This is a genomic window from Hydrogenophaga bisanensis, assembly GCF_042665135.1.
Lineage (GTDB): Bacteria > Pseudomonadota > Gammaproteobacteria > Burkholderiales > Burkholderiaceae_C > Hydrogenophaga > Hydrogenophaga bisanensis.
In genome coordinates this window covers 548,490-560,176 of the sequence record NZ_JBHTBX010000001.1, presented here as the reverse complement: position 1 = coordinate 560,176, position 11,687 = coordinate 548,490, and the positions used below count along the sequence as shown (strand labels likewise).

The following is an 11,687-nucleotide window of genomic DNA, read 5'->3' as shown; positions in this document are numbered from 1 at the left end:
CAAGCCGGCCTCCACCCGCTTGAGCGCATCCATGATCTGGCTGTCGGTAAACCTTGACTTCTTCATGTAGAAATTCTCCTTCGAAAACTTCTACTTCTCGCCCCGCCGGTTTTTCGGGGGGATTACCTCTGTTCTTTGACTGATTGAAAAAGCATCGCCTACCCCCAAAAAATTGGCGGAAGCGGTGAGATTCGAACTTACTGACGATTGCTCGTCGGCTATATTCAAGACAGCTGGGTCAAATCACTCCCCCTCGCTTCCAAAATTTGCCCACCGGGTTAGGGTGGGATTGGATAGTACACGAAGAAATTCCTCAACAAAAAAATAAACTCGGATGGACCAGCTTCTAATACCGATTGATCAAAGAATTCCTCGAATAGCTTGACTGAACGACTGGAGTAAGTGACATTGGTAACTTAAAACGAAAACCCCCTTTTGTTTCGTCGAATATCGGCCTCGACCATCATCTGGCAGAGTTCTTCAAGAGACGTTGACGGCGACCACCCCAGAATATCTTGGGCGCGGCGGAAATCTCCGATGAGCAGATCAACCTCAGCGGGGCGATAATATTTAGGATTGATGCGCACCACGACGTTACCAGACGCCTCATCAATGCCAACTTCGTTCTCTTCAGATCCGCGGAAGTCAACCTTAATACCAGCCGCTTTGAACGCCATTGAAACAAAATCCCTAACCGACTCTGTTCGATTTGTAGCGAGCACGAAGGTGTCAGGCTCCTCGGCCTGCATCATTCTCCACATTCCGTCCACATACTCCTTGGCGTAACCCCAGTCTCGTTTTGAATCCAAATTCCCTAACTCGAGATGGCTGGATTTGCCCAGTGCAATCTGTGCTACGCCGTCAGAGATCTTTCTTGTAACGAACTCTTTGCCACGCAAAGGGCTTTCGTGATTAAAAAGGATGCCGCTGCAGCCAAATATGCCGTAGCTTTCACGATAGTTAATCGTCATCCAGTGAGCATAAAGTTTCGCGACGCCGTAGGGACTGCGTGGATAGAATGGCGTGCTTTCTCTTTGAGGGATGGTTTGAACAAGGCCAAACATCTCCGAAGTGCTAGCCTGGTAGAACCGGATGTTCTTGTCGACAATTCTAATCGCTTCGAGTAGATGCAGTGCGCCAATTCCTGTGATCTGAGTCGTAGTAACAGGTTGATCAAAGCTCACGCCAACGAAGCTTTGTGCAGCCAAGTTGTATACTTCTTGAGGCCGGTAACGGTCGATAAGTGTAATCGATGCCCCTAAATCCGTTAAATCATACTCAACGAGATGGAGATTGGGGTTGTTGGAAATTCCTAGCTCCTCTATACGCCAGAAATTAACAGAACTTGATCTTCGATAGGTTCCAATTACATGATAGCCTTTGGAAAGCAGTAGCTCTGCCAAATATGCGCCGTCTTGTCCGGTGATTCCGGTAATAAGTGCTGTCTTCATTTGAAATTTGGTATATTGGGTTAAATTAAATGGCGTTCTTGGTGAGTGGTTTTGTTGGGTTGCCAATTAAAGAAGTTTCTGGGGAGGCAACCCATTTCGCAACAGCTCTATTCCGATAACCACCATTTTTCTAATGCGCAGTGGTTTCTCTGGTGTTTTGTGCTTGAGGATTGCGCGGGCACCAATGTACGCGTGGTCTTTAATGATCACATTTCCCTTGCAATGAACGCCTGGCGCAAAGGTGAAATGGTCGCCAATTGTGAGTGGCATGATGTTATTGCTCACGGTAAGTTGCATGGTTTTTTAACGAAGACTAGAATCTCCAATCGCAACATTAAAATACTGTTCTATCGTGTCAAAGGGAAGAAAATCGGCTGTCTGACAAGACGGATGCCATCTATGGTCCCAACTGAAGGGTATTCTTCAACAAAGCACAGAGAAGCACGCAAGTAAGTTTTGTTAGACTGTACGATGCCTTCAAGAATAGGCTTGACCTCGCGCGCTAAACCGTTTGCGCCGAAAAACACCAATAATTGGAATTGGTGTCATAATTTATTGATCTCCGAATTTTTATTGGCTGCGGTGCGTTGGTTGGTTAGGAGGATTTTAAGGTCCGCGACGCTATTCTTTGTCTCCATGGACATTTGCCAAATACTTGCTAGTGTTTGTGGCGCTTTGAGGAGGCGCCAGGTGTATAAAAGAATTGGAGACACAATCGGAAGCTTCTTTAATGCAGCTACATATTTGTTTTGTGGCTGTATCCTTGTGTCCGTGAGTGGCGGTTTCTGTTGGAGGCTGGCTTTAATAGCCGAATTGGTCTCCAAGAAAGCCGCTACGGAGCGTTTACGGGTAATAGTCCTTGTGGAGAAGATGTTGTAATATCTATTTGCAACATCACTCCATGTGTATTGAGTGAGTAGTTTTTGAATGCGTTTTTGCTGCTCAATAATTGTTGTTCTGTTTGCTTGAAGATTTCTGTACAAGCCAGTCAGTTGGTCTATATTATCCGGATCGAAAACAAAATCAGTGCAATCATTTGGGTCTATTCCGATGGATTCAAGGCGTTCGATTGCGCCAGGCGTTCTGGCTATCAAGGCAGGCGTTTCCATTTGAATGGCTTCTAGTGCTTGCCAAGGTATCCCCCCCTCGAAATAGGACGGGGCAATTGAAAATTCTGCGTATTTGTGGAGCGCGTACAGCTCAATTTCAGATACGTCACCGGTAAGGACTATTTGGTCGTCCAATGCGAGTATTTTTGATAATGCTGATGCTCTCTTGTTCGGTTTTCCTGTAATTACCAACTTGAGGTCTGGATCGCTGAATCGGATTCGATCTAACAAACGGATCAAAGCCTCAAGATTCTTGTACGGCCTAATTTGGGTGGGGTAGAAGAAATAACGTTTGGGAAGCCCGTACTTATACTCAAGCACTTCCTTGCTTGGCAGTGCTACGTCCTGGTGTATCGGAGGAGGGATTACAGGAAGGTGAATGTAGTCGGTGCGTTCACTTCGCAAGCCATCGATATACTTCAGTGCGTGATTGTTTCTGACATAATTGCTATTTGAGCAAAAGAAGGCACCATCCGCGGCTATCTGTTGTGCGAAAAGCAGCACGCTTTTGGTTGACTGTTCGTCGTAGCCTTCTTCCTCTGCAAACAAATGCTTAAATTCAACGGTGACCAGATCGTGCAATGCTATGACCACTGGATGAATAAGGTTGATGGCATTTGTTAAGCTGACGATTGGTACCAGAAAACAGTCTGCCTTCGACAGTGTGTTGCAGCACACCTCCAAAAGCTGGTCGCGGTGGATCACATCTTTTGAACGAATAAAATCCCTAAGCCAAGATGTCTCGATGTCAAGTTGACATTGATTAAGCGAGCTGGCTTCTGTATGAATTCTTAATAGATGGGAAATACTTTTGTCTTTGATAATCGGTTCAAAAAGGCTTTCAAAATTACTCTTGTTAATCTCATAGCACCATAACTCGACTTCAGAGTTAAAGTTCTCCATCAAGGCCTTCGCAAGGCTTACGGTGTAGCGCCCAATTCCTTCTCTTTTTGTCTGAATTTCAAAGGGGAAGCCAAACCAAATTCCGATTCTAAGTGAGGGTGCTGCTTTGCCTGTGCTGGTGGTTTTGCTCATGCTGTCTTTAGTAGCTTTTAATGTGGCTATCTCGAGTGGCGTTGGTGACTTGGATTTAATCTTATGGGGGCGATTTCCGGTGTGTTGAGAGAAAAACGGAACTTTCGCACGACAATTAGAATTGATTGTTTGAGTGTACTGCTTGAGAATTCACAAAAACAATCAATCAATAAGGGTTCTATTTGGTTGGGTGTGTAAATTGGGTGGTGCTGGTGGAGCGGTTGCGTGCTTTTTGAGCTGAGGAAAACTCTGCTTAATTGGGTTCACCCTGAACTCGTGATTCTCATTGGCTCACGGGTTCAGGGTCAGATCATTAGGTTCAAGCTTGCATATCGTGGTTCGGATGCTTGCTTAACTGCCTTGTTTTTGTTTTATATGTCCCTTGTTGCTTCAACAAGAGTTTTGCAAACAAAGTCAATCTGTTGCTCTGTAAGCATAAGATGTGTTGGAAGATTGATCCCTCTTTGGCACCATTCGTCAGCGACTTTAAATGTACGCTCTTCTTTGTACGGAGGTAGCGTGTGCATTGGATGAAACACCGGGCGTGTCTCTATACCAGCCGTTTCAAGGGCATCCCGAACACGATCTCTCTCGTATGCAAATCCCTTCGATAGGAAGATGTTGAACATCCAGCAAACTGAGCGATACCCAGGTGTTTCGTCTGCAAAAAGAATGTCACTTGAAAGTCTTGCGAGATTTTCCTTGTACCGCGCCTTGATCTGATCTCTCTTGGCGATCGCTTCTTCAATGTTTTCAAATTGCGCCAAGCCAATGGCGGCTTGGATGTTCGTCATTCTGTAGTTATAGCCTACGACAGGGAACCAATAGCGCCTATTCGGATCCATTCCTTGGCTTCTATATAGTTTCATTCTTTCAGCAAGCTGATCATTGTTGGTTGTGATCATGCCGCCCTCACCAGTCGTGATGATCTTGTTTCCAAAGAAGCTGAACGTGGCGCAGTCAGACAGTGCGCCCACCTTGATTCCGTTGATTTCGGCGCCGTGGGCCTCTGCAGCGTCCTCAAGCACCCAGAGTCCATGTTTGGCTGCAATGTGATTGATTGCAGGAACATTGGCAGGATGCCCGTAAAGATGTACGGGAATAATCCCTTTGGTTTTGGATGTGATGGCCTTTTCTACAGAATCAGGGCAAATATTTAACGTCCCGGGTACACAATCAACCAAAACAGGAGTGGCTCCGCAATAGCGAACTGCATTCGCAGTGGCAATGTAGGTCACGGTAGGGACAATGACCTCATCACCCGGCTTTAAATCTAAGCCTACCAGGGCAAGATGCAGCGCTGTTGTACCGTTGTTTGTTGAGATGGCATGCTTTACGTCGCAGTACTTTGCAAATGCGGCTTCAAATTCTGTTATGTATTTTCCGCTTGATGAAATCCATGTCGAATCAAGACAGTCAAGTACATATTTTCTCTCGTTGCCGTTGAGCGTTGCTTCAGCTACAGAAATCTTTTTCATCATGGGGGTGCGTGTAATGCTTGGCTGCGTGGATTTTTACTGAATTACAGGCCGCTATTGAAATAGAGGGGGGCAATGTCTTCAGGTGACCCTTCCATCTTGATTTTTCCGTGTTCCAGCCAGATCACCTTATTACATTGGGTCTGAATCAATTCAGCTGAGTGCGTTGCGACGATGAGGATCTTGGATGATCCCACCATGGCGTTCATTCGTTCCTTGGCTTTATGTTTGAAGCCTTCATCACCTACCGACATCCACTCGTCCATAATCAGAATATCTGGCCGTACCATGGTTGAAATCGCAAATGCTAGACGAAGCTGCATACCGGTAGAGTAGGTTCTAAGTGGCATGTGAATGAAGTCGCCCAAATCGGAGAATTCAATGATCTCCTCCGTGTGGGCCTTTATTTCTTCATCTGATATACCAAGAAGTGTCCCTCGTAACTGAATGTTTTCCATTCCAGTCGATTCGGGGTCAATGCCGATGCCAATGTCGAGCAGTGTTCCAATGGATCCGATAATCTCGGCAGTACCGGAAGTGGGGGTATAAATTCGACTAAGCAGCCGCAGCATTGTGCTCTTGCCGGCGCCATTGTGGCCAATGATGCCCACTCTGTCTCCCGATCGGAGGCTTAGATTGATCGAATCAAGGGCTCGTATAATTACCCGGCCTTTGTTGTCGCTTGCTATTATTCCGCCCGTCGCGGCCTTAATAATGGTCGTTTTAAGCGAGCGAGTGCTTGCATTGTAGATAGGAATGTCTACGGTTGCGTTGTTAAGAGTAATGCTTGCCATGTTAGAGCCAGTAGACAATACGCTTGCTGAACTTGTTATAAAAGATGATGGTGAGAATCCAACCGCATACGCTCATTCCAATCGCCCATATGACATTTTCTTGCGTCGGAGCTTGCCCTAACAGAGGGGCTCTTACTGTTTCCACTAGGTGGAATAACGGATTCAGCTTGAGAATTTCGGCGGATGTGCGTTCCGGTAGTTGTTGTGGCATCCAGATGATTGGTGTTAGGTAGAACAGCACCTGGATTGTGTTTGCGATAATCGCTGGCATGTCCCTGAATCTTGCGCAAATCGTGGCAAACAGCAGCGAGATCCATGCTGTGTTGATGATCAACAGGAAAAAGCAAGGTATTGCCAATAATATCGCTGCGTTGACTTCTTTGCCGGTGTAAATATACACAAACGGAAGAACAATCAAGTTGTGCAGCACTATGATCAAATTTCTCCAAATCATCCTCAAGATGTGAAGAAAAAGGGGAAGTTCTGTCTGCTTTATCATCCCCTCAGATTGAGTGAAGGTATAGCAGCCTTCAGATAAGGCACTGTTAAAAAATGTCCAGACAATCATGCCCGCGGTTACGAACGGAAGGTATTCCGTCAGGGGGGCCTTGAAGATGGTCCCAAATACCAGAGCAAAGGCCGCGATCATTACCATCATGTTGAGTGTTAGCCAAAAGGCGCCTACACTCGATCGACGGTATCTTTGTTTTACGTCGAGCCAGCCAAATGTTATGGCAATGTTGTATTGCTTAAATGATCTTAGAATGTCAATCGTGGCGTTCATTTTTTGGCTCTTCCATATATGTCTGATACTCGAACGATGTCATCTTCCCCGAGGTATTCGCCTGACTGCACTTCGATTAGAACTAGATCGCTTTCGCCTGTATTTGTTAATCGATGCAATTCTTTTAGGGGTATGTAGCGGTATTCGCCGGTTTTGGTTGGAAATTCATTTTCGCCGATTTGAACTATCGCTGTTCCTTTAACAACCACCCAATGTTCGGCGCGCTTGTGGTGGTACTGCAGGCTCAAGCTCTGACCGGGACGCACAGTGATGCGTTTGACCTTGTATCCGTCCTCTTCCTTCAGGGTGGCATACGTTCCCCAGGGTCGTTGAACTGCAGGGGGCAACAGCGTGGTCTGATATGGTGCGCTGTCGATATGCCTCTCCTTGAGCATTTCGACCACTCTTTTGACGTTTTGTGCCTCCTGCTTGCTGGCCACCAGCAAAGCATCTGGCGTGTCCACTACAACAAGGTCCTTGACACCGACGGTGGCAACGACCTTGTGGCCGTGGCTGTCTACTTGGACATGGGTGCCTGTGGTGTTAATAGTCACCCAGTGCGTGTCTTCAGTCGATCCCATCGTATTGCCAGCTGCGTCAGGGGTATGTGCTTGGGCAACTGCTGGCCACGCACCGACGTCGCTCCAACCGAAGCGGGCGGGAACAAGCATGACGTTGCTGGCTTTTTCCATCACTGCATAGTCGATGCTGATGTCCGGTTGAAGTCCGAAGGTATGGGCGTCGAACATGCTGACTTTTGCGCTGCCTACTGACCCTGAGGCCGGAAGCATTTCGTCAGATCCTGATGCCATGACTTGCCGGGCTGCGCCCAGGACGTCTGGGGCGTGCTCTGCCAAAGCGGTGAGAATGCTCTTCGCGGTGAAGCAGAACATGCCGCTGTTCCAGAAGAAACGACCGGTAGCCAGATAGTTTTGCGCGGTGGTCAGATCTGGCTTTTCCACAAAACGCAATACCGCTTGGCTCTCTCGACCAACTTTGGGTACCTCGATATAGCCAAATCCAGTTTCCGGGCCAGTGGGCTGGATACCGAATACCACCAGATGTCCTGCCAGAGCAAGACGAGCGGCTTCCAGCGCGTTGGCCACGAATGACTCTGTGTCGGGGATGAGGTGATCGGCTGGCAGCACCAGCATCACAGCATCCTCACCGTGAGTTTGTTGGCACGAAAGAGCCGCCATGGCAATGGCCGGTGCTGTATTTCGGCCCCTGGGCTCCAGCAGGTAGTGGGGACGCGGTGGGTCCGCCATTTCGGCCAGCAGACTTTGTGTGAGAAACAGGTATTCCTGATTTGTAACAACCAGCAATTGGTCGGTGCCGCAGGCCTGACCACGGGAAATCGCTTGTTCAATTAGACTGCTGCCGCCAAGCTTCATGAAGGGCTTGGGATATGCTTGGCGGGAGGCTGGCCAAAGGCGCGTGCCAGCTCCACCGGAAAGTACGACAGTAACAAGCTTCATTTGAGGCAGATCATCCCTTGATGAGAGAGCCGCCTCTTGGGGCGTACTCAATCGTGTTGATAACGCTTCATTTTAGTTGGCTTACGCAATGAAACACGTTTACTCAAAGACGTCAGCGTGCCGTAGCGGTTTTGCCACCTGATCCTTGGCCGACAGGATGGGTGTGATGTCGGTGGTCCAGTCGATGGCCACGTCGGGGTCGTTCCACAGAAGGCTGCGTTCGTGTGCCGGCGCGTAGTAGTCCGTGGTCTTGTACAGGAACTCGGCGGTGTCGCTGAGCACGACGAAACCGTGCGCAAAACCCTCGGGTACCCAAAATTGGTGCTTGTTGTCGGCGGTCAACAGGGCGCCAACCCACTTGCCGAAAGTGGGCGAGGATTTGCGGATGTCGACGGCCACGTCGAACACGGCGCCTTGCACGACCCGCACCAGCTTGCCTTGCGGCTGCTGGACTTGGTAGTGCAGGCCGCGCAGCACGCCTTTGACGGACTTGGAATGGTTGTCCTGCACGAACTTCACAGGTCGACCGACCGCCTCTTCAAAGCGGGCGTGGTTGAAGCTCTCGAAGAAGAAACCGCGGTCGTCGCCGAACACCTTGGGCTCGAACAGGATGACGTCAGGGATGGTTTGTGGCGTGGCTTTCATGGCGGAGGTATCCGTGGGGTCAGACGAGGGTTTCCTTGAGGATCTGCAACAGGTACTGTCCGTAGCCGTTTTTGGCTAGGGGCTTGGCCAGAGCCTGCAGCTGTTCGGCGCTGATCCAGCGGTGCCGATAGGCGATTTCCTCAGGGCAGGCCACTTTCAGGCCCTGTCGTTTTTCCAGGGTGGCGATGAACTGGCCCGCTTCCAGCAGGCTGTCATGGGTGCCAGTGTCCAGCCAGGCATAGCCACGACCCATCAGTTCCACACGCAGCTGGTTCTTGTCCAGGTACAGGCGGTTGAGATCGGTGATCTCCAGCTCGCCGCGGGGCGAGGGCTTGAGGTCCTTGGCCAGCTGAACCACCTGGTTGTCGTAAAAGTACAGACCGGTGACCGCAAAGTTGCTCTTGGGTTGGGCCGGCTTTTCTTCCAGGCTCAGCACGCGTCCTTGCGCATCGAACTCGGCCACACCATAGCGTTCAGGGTCGTGCACGTGATAGGCAAACACGCTGGCGCCACTGTCGCGATCGCTGGCGCGGTGCAGCAGCTCGGCAAAGTCGTGTCCGTAGAAAATGTTGTCGCCCAGCACGAGGGAAGACGGATCGTTGCCGATGAAATCCTCGCCAATGATGAAGGCTTGTGCCAGGCCGTCCGGGCTGGGCTGCACCGCGTACTGGATGTTCAGGCCCCACTGGCTGCCATCGCCCAGCAGGTCGCTGAAACGTGGCGTGTCCATGGGGGTGGATATCACCAGGATGTCACGGATGCCGGCCAGCATCAGGGTGCTCAGCGGGTAGTAGATCATCGGCTTGTCGTAGACCGGCATGAGCTGCTTGCTCACGGCCTGCGTCACGGGATAGAGCCGGGTGCCGGATCCGCCGGCGAGGATGATGCCTTTGCGTGCCATCGTGGGGCCTTCTGGAGAGACGGGAAATCAGAGGATCTGCTGCAGGATGTGCTTCACGCCTTCCTGCCAGTGGGGCAGGTGCAGACCGAAGGTCTGCCGCAGCTTATGCGTGTCCAGGCGGGAATTTTGCGGGCGCCTGGCCGGTGTGGGGTAGGACGATGCCGGAATGGGCAGCACCCGTTCCGGTGTGGCCTTCAATGCCTTGCCAATACCGATGGCTTCGCCAATGACGTACTGGGCGTAAGCGTGCCAGCTGGTCTCACCTGCGGCGGCGAGGTGATAGACCCCGAACGGAAATCCATCGGCACCGTCGCGCAGCATCTGCCGGGCAATGTGGGCGGTGACGTCGGCGATCAGCGATGCCGATGTGGGCGCGCCGAACTGGTCGGCCACCACCTTGAGTTCATCCCGGTCGCCGGCCAGGCGCAGCATGGTCTTGGCAAAGTTGCCGCCGTGGGCGCCCACCACCCAGCTGGTGCGCAGAATCACATGCCGGGGGGTGACGGCTTGCAGGGCGCGCTCGCCGTCCAGCTTGGTCTGGCCGTAGACCGATTGGGGCGACACCGGGTCGGACTCTGTGTAGAGACCATCCTTGCTGCCGTCATAGACGTAGTCGGTCGAGTAGTGGATGACAGATGCACCCAGCCGGGAGGCTTCTTCGCCCAGCACACCCGGGGCCACGGCGTTGACCGCGCGTGCCTTGTCCGCATCGCTCTCGGCCTTGTCCACGGCGGTGTAGGCGGCAGGGTTAACCACGAGCTGCGGTTGCACACGCTGCATCAGGGCCCGAATGGCATCTGCATCGGCCAGATCACAATCAGCGGTGCCGACGGCGACGACCTCGCCCAAGGGGGCCAGGGCACGCTGCAACTCAAAGCCGACCTGGCCATTCTTGCCGGTCAGCAGGATCCGGGGCAACGTCATGCCTTGGCTCCGTACTGCTTGTCGATCCACTGGCGGTATTCGCCGCTTTGCACCTGCTGCACCCAGGCCTGGTTGTCCAGGTACCAGCGCACGGTCTTGCGGATGCCCGTCTCGAAGGTTTCGGCCGGCTTCCAGCCCAGTTCACGGTGGATCTTGGTGGCGTCGATCGCGTAGCGACGATCGTGGCCAGGGCGGTCGGTCACGTAGGTGATCTGCTCTGCATATCCCTTGCCATCGGCGCGCGGCGACATCTCGTCGAGCAGGACGCACACGGTCTTGACGATCTCGATGTTGGGTTTCTCGTTCCAGCCACCCACGTTGTAGGTCTCGCCAGGGGTGCCCGCTTCCAGCACACGGCGGATGGCGCTGCAGTGATCCTTGACGAACAACCAGTCACGAATCTGCATGCCGTCGCCATACACCGGCAGCGGCTTGCCAGCCAGCGCGTTGACGATCATCAGCGGGATGAGTTTTTCCGGGAAGTGATACGGGCCGTAGTTGTTGCTGCAGTTGGTGGTCAGCACCGGCAGGCCATAGGTGTGGTGGTAGGCGCGAACCAGATGGTCGCTGGCGGCCTTGCTGGCTGAGTACGGGCTGTTGGGCTCGTAGGTGTTCTCTTCGGTGAAAGGTGGGTCAGTGGGCTTGAGCGTGCCATACACCTCATCGGTGGAGACATGCAGGAAGCGGAAAGACGCCTTGGCAGCCTCATCCAGTCCACCCCAGTAGGCGCGCACCGATTCGAGCAGGTGGAAGGTGCCGACCACGTTGGTCTGGATGAAATCTTCGGGGCCATGAATGGATCGGTCAACGTGGCTTTCGGCCGCAAAGTTGACGATGGCGCGGGGCTTGTGCTCGGCCAGCAGGCGGTCCACCAGGGTGCGATCTCCGATATCGCCGTGCACGAAAATGTGGCGGGCGTCGCCCTGCAGGCTGGCCAGGCTCTGCAGGTTGCCGGCGTAGGTCAGCTTGTCCAGATTGATGACGGGCTCATCGGACTGGGCCAGCCAGTCCAGCACAAAGTTGGCGCCAATGAAGCCGGCGGCTCCGGTCACGAGAATCATCAGGAACTCCTGTTGTGGCGGCTGTCT

11 protein-coding genes and 1 tRNA gene are annotated in these 11,687 nt (G+C 52.0%); all 12 read right to left on the bottom strand.

Annotated features, from left to right (window positions below; genetic code table 11):
* Positions 1–173 precede the first annotated feature (173 nt).
* The 12 genes from ACFQNJ_RS02625 to rfbB all read right to left on the bottom strand — a co-directional run bounded on the left by ACFQNJ_RS02625 (position 174) and on the right by rfbB (position 11,660).
* Positions 174–261 (bottom strand) — tRNA-Ser (locus tag ACFQNJ_RS02625).
* 155 nt (positions 262–416) lie between these two features.
* Positions 417–1,451, bottom strand: coding sequence for a GDP-mannose 4,6-dehydratase (gmd, locus tag ACFQNJ_RS02620; protein WP_382253605.1), 1,035 nt, complete (start codon positions 1,449–1,451; stop codon positions 417–419).
* A 66-nt stretch (positions 1,452–1,517) separates the two neighbouring features.
* Positions 1,518–1,736 (bottom strand): LbetaH domain-containing protein, encoded by a 219-nt coding sequence (locus ACFQNJ_RS02615; RefSeq protein WP_382253603.1) that lies wholly within the window; start codon positions 1,734–1,736, stop codon positions 1,518–1,520.
* A gap of 260 nt (positions 1,737–1,996) precedes the next feature.
* Entirely contained in the window at positions 1,997–3,595 is a 1,599-nt protein-coding gene (locus tag ACFQNJ_RS02610) for a glycosyltransferase (protein ID WP_382253601.1), read from the bottom strand.
* A gap of 371 nt (positions 3,596–3,966) precedes the next feature.
* A complete protein-coding gene (locus ACFQNJ_RS02605) occupies positions 3,967–5,076 on the bottom strand; it encodes a DegT/DnrJ/EryC1/StrS family aminotransferase (protein WP_382253599.1) in 1,110 nt (369 codons plus the stop codon).
* Between the two features lie 41 nt (positions 5,077–5,117).
* Positions 5,118–5,867, bottom strand: coding sequence for an ABC transporter ATP-binding protein (locus ACFQNJ_RS02600; protein ID WP_382253597.1), 750 nt, complete (start codon positions 5,865–5,867; stop codon positions 5,118–5,120).
* Position 5,868: 1 nt separating this feature from the next.
* Positions 5,869–6,651 (bottom strand): ABC transporter permease, encoded by a 783-nt coding sequence (locus ACFQNJ_RS02595; RefSeq protein WP_382253595.1) that lies wholly within the window; start codon positions 6,649–6,651, stop codon positions 5,869–5,871.
* Positions 6,648–8,129 carry a mannose-1-phosphate guanylyltransferase/mannose-6-phosphate isomerase gene (locus ACFQNJ_RS02590; RefSeq protein ID WP_382253593.1) on the bottom strand — a complete coding sequence of 494 codons (1,482 nt, stop codon included), beginning with the start codon at positions 8,127–8,129 and terminating at the stop codon, positions 6,648–6,650. Before ACFQNJ_RS02590 ends, ACFQNJ_RS02595 begins: the two co-directional genes overlap by 4 nt.
* A gap of 99 nt (positions 8,130–8,228) precedes the next feature.
* Positions 8,229–8,774, bottom strand: coding sequence for a dTDP-4-dehydrorhamnose 3,5-epimerase (gene rfbC, locus ACFQNJ_RS02585; protein WP_382253591.1), 546 nt, complete (start codon positions 8,772–8,774; stop codon positions 8,229–8,231).
* Positions 8,775–8,793: 19 nt separating this feature from the next.
* Positions 8,794–9,675, bottom strand: a complete 882-nt coding sequence (rfbA, locus tag ACFQNJ_RS02580; RefSeq protein WP_382253589.1) for a glucose-1-phosphate thymidylyltransferase RfbA — start codon at positions 9,673–9,675, stop codon at positions 8,794–8,796.
* A gap of 27 nt (positions 9,676–9,702) precedes the next feature.
* Positions 9,703–10,599, bottom strand: coding sequence for a dTDP-4-dehydrorhamnose reductase (gene rfbD, locus ACFQNJ_RS02575; protein WP_382253587.1), 897 nt, complete (start codon positions 10,597–10,599; stop codon positions 9,703–9,705).
* The gene (gene rfbB, locus ACFQNJ_RS02570) at positions 10,596–11,660 is read right to left on the bottom strand and encodes a dTDP-glucose 4,6-dehydratase (RefSeq protein WP_382253586.1); all 1,065 of its coding nucleotides are present in this window, start codon (positions 11,658–11,660) and stop codon (positions 10,596–10,598) included. The genes rfbD and rfbB overlap by 4 nt, the downstream gene beginning before the upstream one ends.
* Positions 11,661–11,687 lie beyond the last annotated feature (27 nt).